The sequence below is a fragment of the Brevibacterium sp. SIMBA_078 genome (assembly GCF_046534565.1).
GTDB lineage: Bacteria > Actinomycetota > Actinomycetes > Actinomycetales > Brevibacteriaceae > Brevibacterium.
The window spans coordinates 140,740-158,837 of sequence record NZ_JAWRYQ010000002.1 but is presented as its reverse complement, the minus strand read 5'-3'; the positions used below and the strand labels follow the sequence as shown (position 1 = coordinate 158,837).

The window sequence follows — 18,098 nt, the reverse complement described above, 5'->3', positions numbered from 1 at the left end:
TTCCGTTGTTCAATCTAATGGACACTGGACCGATCTCGGTGAGATTTGTCGCTGTTCGACAATACGCCGTCCTCGGACAGTCGCCCATACACCAAGGCGATGTGGATGACGAAGGCATCACGCGAGGTCGTCGGATCGAGCCCGATGGCGTCGGTGATCTTCCGGAGTCGGTAGCGCACAGTATTCGGGTGCACTGACAGTGCCTTGGCCGTGGCTTCGAGAGAGGACCCGAATTCGACATAGGCGCTCACGGTCTTCAGCAGCTGGCCCGTTCCCGAGGTCAGCGGTTCGTAATAGCGTTCGATAAGTTCGGACAGGGCGATCTGATCCCCGGACAGAGCGCGTTCGGGCAGCAGATCATCGGCTTTGACCGGGCGGGGGGAGTCGGGGCGGGCGGTCGCGGCCTTGAGCGCGCGGATCGCCGCCTTCGCCGAGGTGGCCGCTTCGGCAAGTCCCGGCACTGCCGGTCCGACGATGACTTCGGAGGGTCCGAAGCAGTCCGAGAGGTCCTCGACGGCATCGTCGAGTTCCGTCACTCCGCCGAGGACGATGAGCAGACGATTGTCGTGGATGCCCACAAGCGCGTCATCGGCCCACCGACTGGCCTTACGGCGGATGCCGTCCAATCCCTTCTTCGCCGAGCGCTGCGGGGCGCGGCCGACGATGACGCACACGGGGCCCTCTGACTGCCAGCCGAAGGCGGCGGTCCGGCTGGCGAGCTCGTCGACGGAGTCTCCGCGGACGAGAGCGTCGACGACCATCGCCTCGAGTCGCGCGTCCCAGCTGCCTCTGGCCTCTGCGGCCCGGGCGTAGACATCGGCCGCGGCGAACGCGATCTCCCGGGAGTAGATGAGCACGGCCTCGCGCAGGGCAGGCTGCTCGACGGGACGAGCGATGTCCGGAACGCGTTCCTCGACGACCTCGACGACGATCTTGAGCAGCTGCAGGGTCTGCTGCAGGCTGATGGCCCGGATGAGGTCGCGTGGCGCGGTTTTGAAGATGTCGGAGACCACACGCAGATTCGTATCGGGCTTGCGGTACCAATCGACGAACGAGGAGATGCCCGATTGGGCAAGCAGTCCCACCCAGGAGCGGTCTGACGACGACATCGAGCGGTACCAGGGCAGCTGAGCCTCCAGCCGCTGCAGAGTCACCGATGACAGGACGCCGACTCCGGCGCGCAGTCTGCGGGCGGTTTCGGCACGACGGCGCAGGGTCTCGGCATCAGACATCATGAGCACGAGTTTAGATGAATCAGAACAATCCGGTTGTCAGCGACATACAAAGAGTCGAAAAAGGCGACAAATATGGCCGGAGTCTTGGAGACTCCGGCCATATTCGCTTTCAGCGTGCGGGCGAGATCAGGCGCCTGCTCCCTCGGTTGAACCCGAGTTGCCGGCACGAACATCGTTGAGCTGGTACTTCTCAGCCGCCTCGGCGGCCTTGTCGATCGAGATCTTCCCGGTATCGGCCAGCGAGATGAGCGCCTGCGTGACCACGGAAGGACCATCGACGAGGTAGTAGCGACGTGCCGCGGGACGGGTGTCCGAGATTCCGTATCCGTCGGTCCCCAGCGAGGTGAAGTGGCTGGGCACGTACTGACGGATCTGATCCGGCACTGCTCGCATATAGTCCGAGGTCGCGATGATCGGGCCCTCGGTCTCGGCCATCTTCTCGGTGACATATGGAATCCGCGGTTCGGACTCGGGGTTCTTCAGACGCTCGTTCTCAGCGTCGAGTCCGTCGCGGCGCAGCTCGGTCCACGACGTCACCGACCACACATCGGCCGAGACGCCCCAGTCCTGATCAAGCAGCTCCTGAGCCTCGAGCACCCACGGCACACCGACGCCGGATGCCATCAGCTGAACCTTCGGCCCTCCGTTGTCGGGTCCCTTCTTCAGGAGATAGAGGCCCTTGAGCACGCCTTCGACGTCGAGATCCTCCGGTTCGGGCGGCTGGACCATCGGCTCGTTGTACATGGTGATGTAGTAGAGCACGTCAGGATCTCGCTCATCGGCGGGATCGTACATCCGGTGGATGCCGTCCTTGACGATATGCGCGATCTCATAGCTGTAGGCCGGGTCGTAGGAGACCACGGACGGATAGGTCGACGCCAGCACGTGCGAATGTCCGTCGCCGTGCTGGAGGCCCTCGGCCACCAGAGTGGTGCGTCCCGCGGTGGCGCCGAGGACGAAGCCGCGAGCCATCTGGTCACCGGCGGCCCAGAAGAAGTCACCGGTGCGTTGGAAGCCGAACATCGAGTAGAAGATGTAGAACGGGATCATCGGCTCACCGTGCGTGGCATACGAGGTGCCGACCGCGGTCAGCGCCGCGGTCGCCCCAGCCTCGTTGATGCCGACGTGGAGCAGCTGACCGTCCGTCGCCTCCTTGTAGGCGAGGAACAGGTCGCGGTCGACGGAGATGTAGTTCTGTCCGTGCGGGTTGTAGATCTTCGCCGTCGGGAAGAACGAGTCCATGCCGAAGGTGCGAGCCTCATCGGGGATGATCGGCACGATCCGGTGGCCGAACTCCTTCTCCCGCATGAGGTCCTTGAGCACGCGCACGAAGCCCATCGTGGTGGCGATCTCCTGCTTGCCCGATCCGCGACGACCGGCCTGGTAGGCCTTGTCCGAGGGCAGTTTGAGATCGATATGAGTCGACCGACGCTCGGGGGAGTATCCGCCGAGCTCCGCGCGACGCTCCTGCATGTACTTGATCTCGGGTGCGTCGACGCCCGGGTGGTAGTACGGAGGCAGCTTCGGGTTGTCTTCGAGCTCCTTGTCCGAGATCGGGATCTGGAAGTGGTCGCGGGCGAGCTTGAGATCGTCGACCGTGAGCTTCTTCATCTGGTGCGTGGCGTTGCGGGCCTCGAAGTGCGGTCCGAGCGAGTAGCCCTTGACCGTCTTGACGAGGATGACGGTGGGCTGTCCGGTGTGCTCCATCGCGGCCTTGTAGGCGGCGAAGACCTTTCGGTAGTCATGCCCGCCGCGCTTGAGGTTCCAGATCTGCTCGTCGCTGTAGTCCTCGACCATCGCCTTCGTCCGCGGGTCGCGGCCGAAGAAGTTGTCGCGCACGAAGCCGCCGGACTCACCCTTGTAGGTCTGGTAGTCGCCGTCGGGGGTGGCATTCATAAGGTTGACGAGCGCGCCGTCGCGGTCCTTGGCCAGCAGTGCGTCCCATTCCCGTCCCCAGACGACCTTGATGACGTTCCAGCCGGCACCGCGGAAGTACGACTCGAGTTCCTGCATGATCTTGCCGTTGCCGCGGACGGGTCCGTCGAGACGCTGCAGGTTGCAGTTGATGACGAAGTTGAGGTTGTCGAGCTCTTCGAAGGCAGCGACGTGGAGCATGCCGCGGCTCTCCGGCTCATCGAGTTCGCCGTCACCGAGGAAGGCCCAGGTCTGCTGCTGCGAGGTGTCCTTGATCCCACGGTTGTGCAGGTACTTGTCGAACTGCGCCTGCGCGATCGCGTTCATCGGTCCCAGACCCATCGACACCGTCGGATGCTCCCAGAAGTCGGGCAGCTGGTGCGGGTGAGGGTAGGACGGCAGTCCCTGCGGCTTGCCGTCGATGAAGTGCGACTGCTGCTGACGGAAGCCGTCGAGCTGTTCGGCGCTCATCCGGCCCTCGAGATAGGCACGGGCATACATGCCGGGGGAGGCGTGGCCCTGATAGAAGATGTGGTCGCCGCCGCCCGGATGGTCCTTGCCGCGGAAGAAGTGGTTGAGGCCGACCTCGTAGAGGGTCGCCGAGGAGGCGTAGGTGGAGATGTGCCCGCCGACCTCCACCCCGGGACGCTGAGCGCGGTGGACGAGCATGGCGGCATTCCAGCGGTTCCAGCGACGGTAGCGGCGTTCGACCTCTTCGTCTCCGGGGAACCAGGGTTCGTTCTCCGGACCGATGGTGTTGACGTAGTCGGTGGCGGTGAGGCTGGGCACGCCGATCTGCTTCTGGCGAGAGCGCTCGAGCATGCGCAGCATGACATAGCGTGCTCGAGTCCGACCGCCCTCGTCGATGAGGCCATCGAGGGAGGCCAGCCATTCGGCGGTCTCCTCCGGGTCGATGTCGGGCACCTGGCTGGGCAGCCCGTTGAGGATGGGCCCGCCCTGATTCCGATTGTCCACGATGTGGTCCTCTCTTCAGCTCCACGATCTTCTTTGGTGTAGAGATCATGACCATCGGATGGTGTGTGCTCCGCAGGTTGTCTGAGCCCAGAGGCCACCCGATCTACCTGTCAGCCTAGTACTCCCAGCCGAACTTCGCGCTCCCGCGAAGTTGTGATCTCTCTGACGCATCTGCACACTGTGCCGACAGGTTCACGGTCGGGTGTGCTGATTGAGTGCCGTTTGAGTGCGCTTGCCGCGCGCGGGCGCGCCGATTATTTGCACCTTGACCACTGTTGGCGGAAGAATACGAGCATGAGCAACTCCGCTTCTGAAAGGACATCCTCCACTTCGACCCTCGCAAACGAGCTGGGACACAACCTCGGCTTGAAAAAGGGCGACTATGTGCAAGAGGTCGGCTATGACGACGACGTCGATCAGGCACTCTGCGAGGCGATCGAGAACATCATCGGAGACAAGATCGCCGATGGCGAAGAGGATGACGTCTACGACGTGATCCTGATGTGGTGGCGGTCGGACGACGATGACCTCGTCGACGGTCTCGTCGACGCCCAGACCACATTGAAGGAGGGCGGAGTCGTGTGGCTGCTCAGCCCGAAGGCGAACCGTCCGGGACACATCAGCCCGGCCGACATCTCCGAAGCGGCGCCCACCGCCGGAATGCATGTGACCTCTACGGTCAGCGCCGCCGATGACTGGGCCGGATTCCGGCTCGTGGGCAAGAAGAACTATTCATGATCCTGCGGCCCGGTGACCGGGCCCCGGATCTCACCCTTCCCGATCATCTCGGGTCGGTCATCACCCTCACCGAGGCGGCCCCACGTACCGCTCGCGTGCTCGCATTCGTTCCGTTCGCCTTCTCTCCGATCTGCGGAGACGAACTCGCCGCTCTCGACAAGTGGCAGGAACGGATGCGAAAGGGTTCCCGGGCCGTTGACGTCGTGGTCGTCTCAACCGACTCCAAGTACACTTTGGCGGCGTGGGCCCGGCAGACGGGAGTAGACGTCACTCTCGCATCGGATTTCTGGCCCCATGGTGAAGCGGCTCGCGCGTTCGGCGCCTTCGATCAAGTCCACGGAGTCGCCGAACGAGGAGTCTTCGTCATCTCACCTGCGGGTACGATCGTGAGTGGCAGGAAGGTCGCCCGTACCGAGACTCGGGATTTCTCCGAGGATTTCGCCGTAGCCCTTTCCAGCCTCTGAGAATCGAGCCCCCGCCGAAGAGCCGATCGACGGCACCTTCGGCGCCTGTTGAGGAGGACACCTTATGGCCACGCTGTTCACGAAGATCATCAACGGAGAGATCCCCGGCACCTTCGTCCATCAGGATGACAAGTGCGTCGCATTCCTCGATGTCGCTCCGATGACCGAGGGCCATGTCATGGTCGTCCCGCGCGACGAGATCTCTCACTGGATCGACGCCGATGCGGACCTTCTCGCTCATCTCACCGCGGTGGCGAAATCGATCGGCGAAGCACAGAAGCGAGCATTCGACTGCGACCGCATCGGCCTCCTCATCGTCGGCTACGAGGTTCCGCACCTGCACATCCACGTCCTGCCGACGACGTCGATGGATGACTTCGACATCTCTGACCGTGCTCCGATGCAGACTCCGGAACAGCTGGAGGCGCCTGCCGAGAAGATCCGACAGGCGCTCTCCGAACTGTCCTGATCCGGTGCTGCTCGACTCAGATCGACTCAGAGGCCGTTGGCCTCGAGGCAGCGGTCGAGTGAATCCCTGACGAGTTCGGCTCCCGCGGTTCCGCCGTAGTTCGCGCCGAACCGCGGGTCGTCGACATACATCTGCCCGAGACCGCGCACGTATCCTGCGAGGTCTCCGTCGGGATCAGCGGCGGGCGTGCCCGGGACTGCTCGCAGCCATTCGATATGGCGTCGGGCGAGGTCCTGGCAGCGGTCCGAATCGGGCCGGGCCCCCGCCTCGGCGGCGGCGATCCAATCCTCGGACAGAGCGGAGACTCGGGCCTTCCACTCCCGTTTCTCGGCCGGCGACCGGCTGGACCACCACTCGTCTCCTTGCCGGTAGGCGTCGGCACCCCAGCGCCTGGTCACTTCCTCTTCGTGTTCGCGATGGTCGAAACCATCGAACATCTCTTCAGCCATGAGCGGCTCACCTGCTTCCAGTCGTGTGATGGTGACGGCGACGGCGGCGAGCTGTCGGTCGAGCCTGTCTCTCTCGCGTCCGAGCGAGACCAGGTGCTGCGACAGCGCCTCGACCGGATCGTCTCTCCGATCGAGCACCTCCGCGATCGTCGTCAACGGCAGACCCAGCTCCTTGAGCAGCAGGATGCGCTGGAGGCGCACCAGAGCCGCTTCGTCGTAGCAGCGATAGCCGTTGGCGGCGATCGAGGTCGGCGGCAGCAGACCGATGGCGTCATAATGACGCAGGGTTCGGCTCGTCGTTCCCGTCAGCCGTGCGATTTCCTGAATGGACCAGTCCATGTCTGACAGCTTAGAAGTTGACGCAGCGTCAAGGTCAAGAGCCGGATTGATCGACACGAGGAGAAAGTTCTGACGCTGTCTCGGAACTCCGACTCAGGCAGCGTCGCGAATGGCGTCGAGTGCCGTGAACAGGTCTCGGGCGAGGTCGTCGACATGTTCGAGCCCGACCGACAGGCGGACGAGGCCGTCACCGGGTTTCGCGGTGGCCGCCACGGGCCGATGCGTGAGCGAGGCCGGGTGCTGGATGAGCGTATCGGCACCGCCGAGGGAGACAGCGTGCACGATGAGATCGCAGTGTTCGACGAAGGTCCGGGCCGCTTCGAACCCTCCGGCGAGTTCGATGGCGATCATCGCGCCGCCGCCGTGCATCTGCGAACCGACGAGCCCGCGCGGATCGGAGTCGGCGAGACCGGGGTAGTGGACACTGGCGATCTCGGGGCGTGTCTGGAGGCGCCGGGCGAGTTCGCCTGCGGTGTCCTGGGCGGCGCGCATCCGCACTGCCAGCGTGCGAAGTCCGCGGTGCAGGAGATAGGCGCCCATCGGGTGCAGCAACCCTCCGGTGATGGCGCGGACCCGACGCAGACGCATCGTCCAGTCGCTGTTCGTCGCGATGATCCCGCCCATCGCGTCGCCATGACCGCCGAGGTACTTCGTGGCACTGTGCAGCACGAGAGCTGCCCCATGGTCGAGCGGACGCTGGAGCACTGGGGTGCAGAAGGTATTGTCGACCAGTACCGGCACGTCTCCTGCCGCTGCGACGACGGCGCCGATGTCCACGAGGTCGAGGCTCGGGTTGGCCGGAGTCTCGATGATGACGAGGCCGGTGTCCTCTCGGATCGCCGAGGCGATCTCGTCTTCTTTCGCCCAGGTCACCGAGGTGCCGAGCAGTCCTGACTCGAGCAGGTGATCGCTTCCTCCGTAGAGTGGGCGAACGGCGACGATATGAGGAGTGCCAGCCTCGACCGCGGCGAGGAGCGCAGCGGTCATGGCTGCCATTCCAGTGGCGAAGGCGACGGCGGATTCGGCGTTCTCCAGTTCGGCGAGCGCGGACTCGAATCGTGCCACACCGGGCTGCCAGAGCCGCTGGTAGACAGGAGAGTCCCCCTCTTTCAGAGCATGGCCTCCAGCGAGGCTCTCATAGGAATCTCCTCCCGTGCGGACATCGTTGACCGGGTTGGTGGTGGAGAGGTCGATTGCGGGAACGTGGACGCCTTCGTCTGCGAGACCGTCCATCCCGCCGTGGACCATTCGGGTCTCAGGGTGCATAGATGTCATAAGCGTATTCAATCCAGTTCTCCCGACGTGCGCAACGAATGCGCAATGACCTGCAGGTATTCGATGCTCTCCAGGAGAATCTGCGATGAGGTATGGGAGACTGTGACTCATGTCGCAGAATGTCTCACTCGATGGCACCGATCTTCGCCTCCTGCAGGAGCTCAATGCCGATGCACGCGCATCGGGCGCGGTTCTGGCCGCGGCCGTCGGCATCTCGGAATCGACGGTGTCCCTGCGTCTCAAACGACTGAGATCGCTCGGTGTCATCCGCGGCTTCCATATCGACGTCGATCCGACGGCGTTGGGAGTCGGCCTGCAGGCGCTCATTTCGATTCGGTTGGCCAAGCATGATCGGACCGAGATCGACGCGTTCACTGCGGCCGCGCCGAAGTTCCCGGGGGTGGTGCGGATGTACCATATGGCCGGAGCCGACGACTACCTGCTCCACATCGTCGCCACAGACACCGCGGCCGTGCAGTCCTTCGTCCTCGACTATCTCACTCGGTATCCTGCCGTGGCCCATACACGCACGAACCTCATCTATCGTGTCGAAGACGGCTCCGCTTGGATTCCCGAGGAATGATCCCAGAGGTGCCCTGAACTGCCATACTGTCCTCATGGCAGAGAACAAGACCCAGCCGACCGACGCCGATGTCGCCGCCTACCTCGATTCGGTGACTCCCGAGAAGCGCCGCGAGGACGGACTCGCCCTCGACTCGATCTTCCGCGAGGTCACCGGCGAAGAACCCGTGATGTGGGGTCCCTCGATCGTCGGCTACGGCCGCTATCACTATCGATCCCCGGTGAACCCGCGCAACCACGGCGAGTGGCCCGCGACAGGGTTCTCCCCTCGCAAGAGTCAACTCTCGCTGTACGGACTCAAGGACCTGCCCGAGGCGGCGTATCTGCTCCCGGAACTCGGGAAGTACACAGAGGGTGCCGACTGCGTCTATGTGCGTCGTTTGGAGAACATCGACGAGGCGGTGCTGCGCCGACTCATTGCCATCGCCGCGGCCCGTCCCGACGATCCGGAACCGGCCGACTGATCACAGGCACCGGTGGGAAGCCGATGGATGACTCCGGTTTGATGATCACGGGTCCGTGATCAGGTGCGGGCGGTGATACTCAGCCCCTGTTTGCGCTGGTGGACAGAGAAGTACTGCAGTCCCGCCTCGGCGTCGGCGAGGAATCGGCGGCGGGACTTACGGGGCAGCCACACGAGCTGGCCGGGGGTCAGGTCGATCGTTCCCGTTTCGGTCTCAAGAATGCCTGCACCGGCGAGGACGTGGATGAGGACGTCGAGAGACGGACCGGTATGTTCTCGGATCTCCCCGCCGGGGACCAAGGCAATGACATTCGCGTCGAGGTCACGCCGCTGCGTCGGCAGCTGCCAGACGGATCCGGAGTCCTCGGCGGTATCGCTGAGTTCGGTGACGTCGAGGACGACGCGAGGGGCCGGTGTGCCGGCGCGACGGACGATGCGCACCCGAGCTTCACCCTCTGTGCTCTGCAACGGCTCCCAACCGACCGCACCGGCGAACTCGCGGACCATCTCCACACGCAGGCCTTCGGGTACGTGATCGTTGACGAGGATCAGGCCTGTGCCGACCTCGAGTTCCTCATACGCCTTGATGATGAGCGGATGCCGCTCCGGCTTCGGTATGTTCCGGACGTCGATGACGGGTTCGTCTGCCACAGCAATACCTCTCAGTCGCTTCGATGATTCCGCATCGAAACTATCACCACAGTGGGAAATCGAGATTACGCTGAGGAAGGAAGCAAGCCTCCGAGCTGTACACCACTGAGGAAGGAATTCACGATGACCCAACAGGCGTCCGCACAGAACCTGGAGAGTCTCAGCGCAGAGCTGCTGGAGAAGGCTCGCGGGGTACGCAGCGGGCGGGCCGCTAAGGGCGTGTTCACCGGAACCTATCTTCGGCAGGCCCTGCTCACAATGCGAGCGGGTGCCGAGCTCGCAGAACATGATTCCCCACCGGAAGCGACGTTGCAGGTCGTGACAGGTCAGGTGCGGATGGTGACGGCCGATGAGACCTGGGAACTGAGCGCCGGAGAACTCATCGCCATTCCCCCTCAGAAGCACTCGGTGGAAGCCCTGACCGATGCGGCATTCCTGCTCACGATCCGTACGGAGATCGACAAGGGGTGATCGACTCCGGTCCTGGTATTCGACTCCGGGGCCGGTCTGCGACTCCGACCCCGCCTCGGCGGATTTCGATTCAGCGCCAGCCCCGCCTCGGCGAGATTCGGGGCGAAATATGGAAAAGGCACCCCGTGCTCACAGGATGCCTTCACGGTGGGCCCAGAGGGACTCGAACCCCCGACCCTCTCGGTGTAAACGAGATGCTCTAGCCAACTGAGCTATAGGCCCCACCTGCGTCGTCGACGACTGCGACAGCGCTTGATCAGTATGCCATACCCGAGGGTGAGCAGCGAAACGGGAGCGCCGGTGGTCACGGTGAGGATCAGATCTGTGACCGGGAGGATCGCAGCAGCCGCGCCGCATTGGCTGCGAAGTTCTCTGCTGCATCGGCGGGGTCGACGTCGAAGAGTCTGCGGTTCTGTTCGACGGCCACGGAACCGAGAGTGAGCGTGAGGATTCCATGAGAGAGTTCGGCTCCCAGCCGATCGGTCGTCAGCGCCTGCGGAGTGACATCCGTTGGGGCGATCGAATAGCCGAGCAGCACGATCTCGGCACCGTCACGGTATTTCAGCAGCACCTCGCGAAGTGACATCGCGGCGGCGAGTGGATCGATGGTGGCGGGACAGAGAGTATCGACTTCGGCTTTGAGCGAACGCGAAATGAGGATGAGCAGTGACTGCTTGTCCTTGACGTGCCAGTACAGCGCAGAAGGCTGAACGTCGAGTTCGCGGGCGAGTCGGCGCATGGACAGATCGCCCAGACCGTACTGCGAAAGGATGCTCAACGCAGTGGTGGTGATGCTTTCGGCTGTCAGTGCCAATGAGACATACCTTTCATTCTCGTGCAGCGGCCCTTCCCGATTTTTCAGATCGCGTTCCCCTCGCTATAGTAGTTCCTGGTCACGGGATATAGCGCAGCTTGGTAGCGCGCCTCGTTCGGGACGAGGAGGTCGTGGGTTCGAATCCCGCTATCCCGACCAAGGGAAAGTGCCGCAGCATCGCTCAGGCGAGGTTGCGGCACTTCTGCATTCACAGCCGATCACCGTCGCGATGGGGGTGCGCTGCACGAATGCAGCGCACCCCCATCTTCACGACTCGCGCTCAGGAGGGTGAGCCTGGCTTCCGGGAGCCGGCATCGGTTCGGTCAGCCGCCTCGGCGAAGTTCTCCGCGACGATGTCGGGATCCGTGCCCCGCCACCGGGCGATCGCCTTCATCACCTGATAGATGATGATCGCCGAGGCGGTGCCCAGGGCGATGCCTTCGAACTGCAGTCCGCCCGAGGTCCAGGTGAAGTTCGCGATGGCGACGATGAGCGAGACCGCGGCAGTGTTGAGGTTGATCGGGTTGGAGAAGTCGACCTTGTTCTCCACCCAGATCCGCACGCCGAGCATGCCGATCATTCCGTACAGCACGGTCGCAGCTCCGCCGAGGACCCCGGGAGGGATCGTCGCGATGATCTCACCGAACTTCGGCAGCATGCTGAGGACGAGGGCGATGATCGCCGCGCACAGGTAGGCGGCAGTGGAGAAGATGCGCGTGGCTGCCATGACGCCGATGTTCTCGGCATAGGTCGTCGTTCCCGAACCGCCGCCGGATCCGGCAAGGATGGTGGAGAAACCGTCGGCGAAAAGCGTCCGGCCCGTCAGGTGATCGAGGTCGCGGCCAGTCATTGCGGCGACCGATTTCACATGGCCGATGTTCTCGGCGATGAGGACGAGGACGACGGGCAGGAACAGGCCGAGGTAGCCGAGATCGAACGCCGGTGCATGGAACGCGGGCAGTCCCACCCAGTCGGCTTTCGAGACGGTGGAGAAGTCGAGGTCACCCTGCAGCCATGCCGCACCATAGCCGACCAGGACGCCGATGAGGATCGAGAGTCGGCCGAGCATCCCGCGGAAGAGCACCGTGGTCAGCAGAATCGCGACGATCGTGATCACGGCGGTCAGGGGAGCGGCCTTGACCCAATCCCAGGCGGCCGGAGCCAGGTTTAGCCCGATGAGGGCCACAATGGCCCCGGTCACCACTGGGGGCATGGTCACTTCGATCCATCGGACGCCGACGAAATGGACCACGAGCCCGACGAGCGCCAAGGTGACTCCCACCGAGATGATTCCACCTTGAGCCAACGCCATGGCATGAGGTTCGAGGTCCTCTCCGGCCGTTGCCGAGAACCCCGTGACGGCCCCGATCGGAGCGAGCAGCCCGAACGACGAACCGAGGTAGGAGGGCATCATGCCCTTCGTGATGAGCAGGAACAGCAGCGTGCCGATGGCGGTGAAGAACAGCGTCGTCGACGGTGGGAACCCGGTGAGCAGGGGCACGAGGAACGTCGCGCCGAACATCGCCACGACATGCTGTGCACCGATGCTGATGGTCCGCGGCCAACTCAGACGCTCTTCCGGCAGAACCCTCTCTCCGGGAGCGATCGTCCGCCCGTCTCCGTGCAGACGCCAGCCGCGGCGACTGCCTGTTCCTTCGCGAGTGTCCGTGGGTGCCGACTCCGCCATTGTGCTCCTCGTTCCGTTCTTCCCTGTACTGGGTCGTTGGCCGGCGGTCGGGCAGCGCTCGGGGCCGGCGAAAGAATTCTATGCTCCAGCCCGCCGGCACGCCGACTCGAACGCTGACGATCCGGTATGGCCGGTGTGTCTGAGGACCCTGCTCCGGAAGGCGGGTTCAGCATTCTGATAGCGCTTTGAACAGTGTTCAGGAGATCTGAGCTGGGCCGATTCTGTCCTTGTTCAATCGCCCGGAGACAAAGGATCAATCGATGACGACTGTGAACCCTGACCAGAACGTGAACCCCGAACGGCTCGCCGAGTCCATTCTCCACGGGGGAGCCAGCCACTGAATCCGACGCACTCGCTCTCCTGGCTACGCCGGATAAGGAGCTGTTCGGTCTCGTCCATGCCGGATCGCGACTCCGCCGAGAGCACTTCGGCATGACGATCAAGTTGAACTATCTCGTCAACCTCAAATCGGGAATGTGCCCGGAAAGCTGCACCTACTGCTCACAGTCACTGGGGTCGAAGGCCGAGATCCTCAAATACTCGTGGCTGAGCACCGACGATGCCATGGATCAGGCGAGTATGGGCATCGGCGGCGGGGCGTCGCGCGTCTGCCTCGTCGCCAGCGGTCGTGGACCGAGCCGTCGCGACGTGGGCCGCGTCGGTGAGATCGTCGAACGCCTCAAAGACGAGAATCCCGAAGTCGAGGTGTGTGCGTGTCTGGGCATCCTCAAGGAAGGTCAGGCCGAGGCGCTCAAGGAAGCCGGCGCCGATGCCTACAACCACAACATCAACACCGCGGAATCCTTCCACGACAATATTGTCAAGACCCACACCTACGAGGACCGGACGAATACCGTCGAACACGCCAAGGCGGCTGGACTCTCACCCTGCAGCGGCCTCATCGTCGGGCTCGGCGAAAGCGACGAGCAGATCGTCGAGGCGCTGTTCGCGCTCAAGGCCCTCGGATCCGAGTCGATCCCGATCAACTTCCTCGTTCCATTCGACGGCACGCCGCTCGAGGGACAATGGAACCTCACGCCCATGCAGTGCATGAAGATCGTCGCGACGGCCCGCTTCGTCTGCCCCGACAGTGAGATCCGACTGGCCGGCGGTCGCGAGATCCACCTCAAATCCCTCCAGCCGATGGCGCTGCAGCTGGCCAACTCGATCTTCCTCGGCGACTATCTCACCGCCGAGGGCCAAGCCGCCGCCGATGACCTCGCCATGATCCGCGACAACGGATTCACCATCCTCGGTCAGGAGGGCGGGGAGGCCCGGACAGAGGAATCCGTTGCAGGATGCGGTGGGGCAGCGGGCTGCTGTTCCGATCGGCAGACCTCCGCCGAGGCGGCCGCCCACACCGATCCCGTCATCCGCCGACGCGGCGCAGGTACCGCAGAAGTCGCCAATGCCTGAGCGTCCGCGTGCCCTCAGGCTTGGCGCAGGCTGCGCTTGAGGATCTTCCCGGCTGAGTTCTTCGGCAGTTCGGCAACGAACTCCACCCGCTTGGGCACCTTGAACCCGGCCAAGCGGGACTTGACGTGACCGATGACATCATCGGCCGACAGCGGCGGCTGTCCGTCCTTGAGGACGACGAAGGCGGCCACCGCCTCGATCCACTTCTCATCGGCGATCCCGACCACAGCCACCTCGGCGACCTGGGGCAGTTCGAAGACGGCATCCTCGACCTGGCGGCTGGCGACCAGCACGCCACCCGTGTTGATGACGTCTTTGACTCGGTCGACGACCTCGACGAAGCCCTCCTCGTCGACCTTGACGAGGTCCCCGGAATGGAACCAGCCGTTGTCGAACGCCTCGGCGGTGGCTTCCGGCCGGTTCCAGTAGCCTTCGCACAGCTGCGGCGACCGGTAGAGGATCTCGCCCTCCTCGCCGGGGCCGACGTCGTCACCGGCGGCGTCGACGACGCGGGTCTCGACGAACATCACCGGGCGACCGGCCGAACCCGGGTGATCGTCGTGTTCCTCGGGACGCAGCACAGTGCACAGCGGGCCCAGCTCCGACTGGCCGAAGCAGTTGTAGAAACCCAGCTGCGGAAGCCGCCGGCGCAGGCGCTCGAGGATCGGTCCGGGCATGATCGAAGCTCCGTAGTAGGCCTTGTGGAGGCTGTCGAGGTTGCGTGTTTCGAGGTCGGGGCTGTTGGCCAACGCCACCCAGACGGTGGGGGCGGCGAAGAACGAATTGACCTTCCGTTCCTCGAAGATGGCGAGCAGCTGCTCGGGCACGGGCGCGGGGACGATGATGTTGTGCGCGCCGATCGACAGAAGCGGCAGCAGGAAGACGTGCATCTGCGCGGAATGATAGAGCGGCAGGGCATGGACGGCACGATCGGTCGCGGCGAAGTCGAGGGACATCAGGGACGACAGGTACTCGTGCAGAAGGGCACGATGGGTCATCACCGCACCTTTCGGCGCCGAGGTGGTGCCGGAGGTGTAGAGCAGCTGTGCCACGTCCGTGTCGTCGACGGAGAATTCTGCGCTGCCGGCAGGGGCGATGTCCTCCGCGGTGGCGACTGGAACGAGATCGGCGAAGTCGATCACCTGCGCCTCGGCTCCGGTCGGGGTTGAGGTGACGGCGGACTTGAGGTCGGAGTCGGCGAAGACGATCTCGGCACCGGAGTTGCTGAGGATGTAGTCGAGTTCGTCGCTCTTCAGCTGATAATTGACCGGCACGTGGATGAACCCGGCGCGGGCGCAGCCGAGATAGAGGAGGACGAAGACGTCGGAGTTCTTCCCATAGGCGGCGACACGGTCGCCCTTGGTCACGCCGAGACGAACCAGTTCGCGGGCCACTGCGGTCACGGCAGAGTCGAGTTCTGCATAGGTCCAGGTTCGGTCGCCGAATTCGATGGCTGTATCGGTGGGGAAACGGCCGGCGCTGCGTCGGATGAGATCAGAGACCGTGGACGAGGTTCTGATGACGGGTGATTCGGAGGAGGCGCGTGTAGTTGTCATGATCCAAATATATGAGCCAGATCACGTTCGGCGAAAATCGTCGGCTGATCTCTGGGCAGGGTCCTCGGTCCCACGCTGCCGGCGATGTGTCTCGGTTCGGATGTAATAGTGTGGGGGCATGAGACATCCGAAGGTGAGTGACTGCGTAGAGGTGTTCGACTCACTGTGGCCACCTGCCCTGGCCGAGTCCTGGGATTCCGTAGGACTGGCCGTCGGCGACCCCGACGCCGAGGTCCGATCGATCCTCTTGGCTCTTGATCCTATGGACGCCGTGATCGCCGAGGCCGTCGTACTCGGCGCAGACCTGGTGTTCAACCATCATCCGCTCATGCTCAAACCCGTGAATTCGGTGAACGCCGCAACTTTGAAGGGAGGAGCCGTCCACACTCTCATCAGCAACGATATTGCGCTGTTCAATGCGCACACGAACGCCGATTCGGCCCGCGGCGGAGTCTCCGATGTGCTCATCTCACTCTTGGGGATCGAGGAAGCGCAGCCACTGTCCCCGCATGACGAGGCTGATGATTCGGGACGCGGCTCGCTGCCGACCGGGATCGGCCGCGTCGGCGACCTCGACCGGCCCACACCGGTCCGGGACCTTGCCAGGCGACTGGCCGCGCAGCTGCCGCGCACCACGACCGGTGTGCGGATCGCCGGCGATCCCGCTGCGACAGCGACTCGTGTCGCGGTCTGCGGCGGCGCCGGCGACTCGCTGTTCGACGAGGTCAGGGCCAGCGGCGCCGACGTCTACGTCACCGCCGACCTCCGCCATCACCCGGCCACCGAGGCGCTTGATGCGGCGAATCGTCGAGAGCGCGGACTCTCGCTCATCGACCTCTCCCACTGGGCGTCTGAGACGGTCTGGCTGAATGCGGCGGCCGAGGCACTCGAGACCGAATTCGCGCGGCGCGGGTTCACTGTCTCGCTGCAGCACTCGGCAGTCAACACCGACCCCTGGGTCGAACGGTACTGACAAGGAGACCGACGATGCTCATCACCGACAGCCAGAGAACTGCGCTGCAGACCCTCATCGAACTCACCGCCCACGGGCGCGCCCTCCAGTTCGAACATGACAACCCGAAGAGGGCAGAAGAGCTGCAGGAGCTCATCTCCCGCCACAAGGAGCTCGGAGAGAAGCGGACCGAGGCCGCCGCTGTCGTCGACGGCCATCAGGACGCCATCACCGAAGCCACCGGACTCATCGAAGCACAGCGGTCGAAGATCGAGAAGAAGACCGCCGAGCTCAACGACGGAACCGGTCTGACCAGCAGAGACATGGTGAATCTGCAAGAGGAGATCGCCGGTCACGAAGCTCGGGTCGCCGAACTCGAAGAATCGCAGCTGGAGGAGATGGAGAAGCTCGAAGCCGCTGAAGACGAACTCGCGGCAGTCGATGACCGAATCGCCGAAGTCACGGCCTCTGGCAAAGAGGTGCAGACTGCGGTGAAGGACAGGAAGGCCGAACTGCGGGAACTCATCGCCGAGAACGAGGCAGCGGCGTCGGGCGCGAGGAGCGAGCTGCCGCAGCAGCTGCTCACGACATTCGATGCCAATGTCCGGCAGGGCGGTCCCGGAGCCGCCCTGCTCAATGGTCCGAACTGTCAGGCGTGCGGACAGGAGATCGGCGGAGCAGCCTGGCACGGAATGCTCGGCGCCGATGCCAACGAAACCTATGAATGCGAAGAATGCGAGGCAGTGCTGCTGCGCCGCAGCTGATCCTACCTCGACTGATCTCGTCGACGTTGAAGGACAGAGTCGCTGTTGACGAGCCTCTCAGTCGCGGAGGACGATCATGAGGTTCGCCGACTTCGCGCTCGTCGAGGCTGTGAATTCAACCTCATAGAACTCCTCGGCCCGGGACACAAGGTCTTCAGCCGTCTCCGGCAGGGCACGATCAGCGGAGAGCAGCCGACCGGCGAACTCGCCTCGATAGAACTTCGCCCAGTGGGAGACGACGCGACGTTTCCCGCCGCTGACGGACACCGCGCCCATGGTGACGACCTGATCGGTGGGACCCGGCCACACGGACCGGTAATCGCTCGAGCGGCAGTCGAGGGCCACCTCGGCGGGGTCGAGGGAGCAGGACTTCGCCAGAACCGGCTTCCAATAGGATGTCAGCTTTCCCAAGGTCCCCAGATCGGTCTTCATCGCCAGCCGGTAAGCGGGGATCTCATCGAGTCCGTGCACCCGGCCGAACAGGGCGGAGAATACGTGGACGTCGTGGAGGCGGTCCCGCAGCTTATCGTCATCGTTCGACTGCGCCACCAGTTCGCCAGCACCCATCGCTTCATAGAGCACACCGGAATAGGTGAGCAGCGCGGGGGCACAGGGGATCTCATCGAGGACGGTGTTCCGATCGACGTCCGCGGAGAGCGACGCGCCGACGCCGAGCTTCTCGAGGGCATCTCGGCGCTTCGAGACCTTCTTCAGCGCAGCGAGCACACGCTTGCGCTTCGTAGTGAGTTCCGGAGCCGAGAGACCGTCGAGATCGAGCGTGGGACCGGTCGGCGACGGAGTCTTGCCCTCGGAGGGCGGCAGCAGGATCTTCACCACCCCATCGTATGATCACGCAGTGACGCGGCTGGGACCGGGTGCGGATG

18 protein-coding genes and 2 tRNA genes are annotated in these 18,098 nt (G+C 63.9%); 10 read left to right on the top strand and 10 right to left on the bottom strand.

The genetic code is table 11. The features are described from left to right. Positions 1-14: 14 nt before the first annotated feature. Both SB749_RS09010 and aceE read right to left on the bottom strand, forming a co-directional pair. On the bottom strand, positions 15-1,235 hold the full coding sequence (locus SB749_RS09010) for a PucR family transcriptional regulator (protein WP_410710057.1): 1,221 nt from the start codon (positions 1,233-1,235) through the stop codon (positions 15-17). Positions 1,236-1,361: 126 nt separating this feature from the next. Further along, a complete protein-coding gene (gene aceE / locus SB749_RS09005) occupies positions 1,362-4,124 on the bottom strand; it encodes a pyruvate dehydrogenase (acetyl-transferring), homodimeric type (protein WP_410710056.1) in 2,763 nt (920 codons plus the stop codon). Between the two features lie 294 nt (positions 4,125-4,418). On the opposite strand from aceE, the gene SB749_RS09000 reads away from it, so the two are divergent. The 3 genes from SB749_RS09000 to SB749_RS08990 all read left to right on the top strand — a co-directional run bounded on the left by SB749_RS09000 (position 4,419) and on the right by SB749_RS08990 (position 5,795). After that, positions 4,419-4,862, top strand: coding sequence for a DUF3052 domain-containing protein (locus tag SB749_RS09000; protein WP_139467151.1), 444 nt, complete (start codon positions 4,419-4,421; stop codon positions 4,860-4,862). After that, positions 4,859-5,326 (top strand): redoxin domain-containing protein, encoded by a 468-nt coding sequence (locus SB749_RS08995; RefSeq protein WP_410710055.1) that lies wholly within the window; start codon positions 4,859-4,861, stop codon positions 5,324-5,326. The genes SB749_RS09000 and SB749_RS08995 overlap by 4 nt, the downstream gene beginning before the upstream one ends. Before the next feature lie 64 nt (positions 5,327-5,390). Next, positions 5,391-5,795, top strand: a complete 405-nt coding sequence (locus SB749_RS08990) for an HIT family protein (protein ID WP_410710054.1) — start codon at positions 5,391-5,393, stop codon at positions 5,793-5,795. 26 nt (positions 5,796-5,821) lie between these two features. Here SB749_RS08990 and SB749_RS08985 read toward each other — a convergent pair whose 3' ends face one another. Then, a complete protein-coding gene (locus SB749_RS08985) occupies positions 5,822-6,583 on the bottom strand; it encodes a MerR family transcriptional regulator (protein ID WP_410710053.1) in 762 nt (253 codons plus the stop codon). A gap of 93 nt (positions 6,584-6,676) precedes the next feature. Beyond that, complete coding sequence (locus SB749_RS08980) at positions 6,677-7,858, bottom strand: trans-sulfuration enzyme family protein (protein WP_410710052.1); 1,182 nt, start codon at positions 7,856-7,858, stop codon at positions 6,677-6,679. 109 nt (positions 7,859-7,967) lie between these two features. Here SB749_RS08980 and SB749_RS08975 point away from each other — a divergent pair, with 109 nt between their 5' ends. Further along, entirely contained in the window at positions 7,968-8,441 is a 474-nt protein-coding gene (locus SB749_RS08975; RefSeq protein ID WP_101554022.1) for an Lrp/AsnC family transcriptional regulator, read from the top strand. 34 nt (positions 8,442-8,475) lie between these two features. Next, a complete protein-coding gene (locus SB749_RS08970) occupies positions 8,476-8,904 on the top strand; it encodes a DUF1801 domain-containing protein (protein WP_410710051.1) in 429 nt (142 codons plus the stop codon). A gap of 59 nt (positions 8,905-8,963) precedes the next feature. Here the strand turns inward: SB749_RS08970 and SB749_RS08965 are convergent, their stop codons facing one another. Continuing rightward, a complete protein-coding gene (locus tag SB749_RS08965) occupies positions 8,964-9,554 on the bottom strand; it encodes a DUF2249 domain-containing protein (protein ID WP_410710050.1) in 591 nt (196 codons plus the stop codon). A 123-nt stretch (positions 9,555-9,677) separates the two neighbouring features. Here SB749_RS08965 and SB749_RS08960 point away from each other — a divergent pair, with 123 nt between their 5' ends. Further along, positions 9,678-10,025 carry a cupin domain-containing protein gene (locus tag SB749_RS08960; RefSeq protein WP_410710049.1) on the top strand — a complete coding sequence of 116 codons (348 nt, stop codon included), beginning with the start codon at positions 9,678-9,680 and terminating at the stop codon, positions 10,023-10,025. A 148-nt stretch (positions 10,026-10,173) separates the two neighbouring features. Here the strand turns inward: SB749_RS08960 and SB749_RS08955 are convergent. Both SB749_RS08955 and SB749_RS08950 read right to left on the bottom strand, forming a co-directional pair. Next, a tRNA-Val gene (locus SB749_RS08955) sits at positions 10,174-10,247 on the bottom strand. 94 nt (positions 10,248-10,341) lie between these two features. Continuing rightward, positions 10,342-10,839 carry a TetR family transcriptional regulator gene (locus SB749_RS08950; RefSeq protein WP_410710048.1) on the bottom strand — a complete coding sequence of 166 codons (498 nt, stop codon included), beginning with the start codon at positions 10,837-10,839 and terminating at the stop codon, positions 10,342-10,344. Positions 10,840-10,921: 82 nt separating this feature from the next. Between SB749_RS08950 and SB749_RS08945 the strand changes: the two genes are divergently transcribed. Next, positions 10,922-10,998: transfer RNA gene (locus SB749_RS08945), tRNA-Pro, on the top strand. Positions 10,999-11,119: 121 nt separating this feature from the next. Here SB749_RS08945 and SB749_RS08940 read toward each other — a convergent pair. Then, positions 11,120-12,526, bottom strand: coding sequence for a uracil-xanthine permease family protein (locus tag SB749_RS08940; RefSeq protein WP_410710047.1), 1,407 nt, complete (start codon positions 12,524-12,526; stop codon positions 11,120-11,122). Between the two features lie 360 nt (positions 12,527-12,886). On the opposite strand from SB749_RS08940, the gene bioB reads away from it, so the two are divergent. Further along, positions 12,887-13,942: a biotin synthase BioB gene (gene bioB / locus SB749_RS08935; RefSeq protein ID WP_410710495.1), complete on the top strand. Its 1,056-nt coding sequence runs from the start codon at positions 12,887-12,889 to the stop codon at positions 13,940-13,942. 14 nt (positions 13,943-13,956) lie between these two features. Here the strand turns inward: bioB and SB749_RS08930 are convergent, their stop codons facing one another. Continuing rightward, a complete protein-coding gene (locus tag SB749_RS08930) occupies positions 13,957-15,498 on the bottom strand; it encodes a fatty acyl-CoA synthetase (RefSeq protein ID WP_410710046.1) in 1,542 nt (513 codons plus the stop codon). Between the two features lie 118 nt (positions 15,499-15,616). On the opposite strand from SB749_RS08930, the gene SB749_RS08925 reads away from it, so the two are divergent. Together SB749_RS08925 and SB749_RS08920 are read left to right on the top strand one after the other, a co-directional pair. After that, positions 15,617-16,471 (top strand): Nif3-like dinuclear metal center hexameric protein, encoded by an 855-nt coding sequence (locus SB749_RS08925; RefSeq protein WP_410710045.1) that lies wholly within the window; start codon positions 15,617-15,619, stop codon positions 16,469-16,471. 14 nt (positions 16,472-16,485) lie between these two features. Beyond that, complete coding sequence (locus tag SB749_RS08920; RefSeq protein WP_410710044.1) at positions 16,486-17,214, top strand: zinc ribbon domain-containing protein; 729 nt, start codon at positions 16,486-16,488, stop codon at positions 17,212-17,214. Between the two features lie 57 nt (positions 17,215-17,271). On the opposite strand, the gene SB749_RS08915 is transcribed toward SB749_RS08920, so the two are convergent. Next, a complete protein-coding gene (locus SB749_RS08915) occupies positions 17,272-18,048 on the bottom strand; it encodes a YaaA family protein (protein WP_410710043.1) in 777 nt (258 codons plus the stop codon). Between the last annotated feature and the right edge of the window lie 50 nt (positions 18,049-18,098).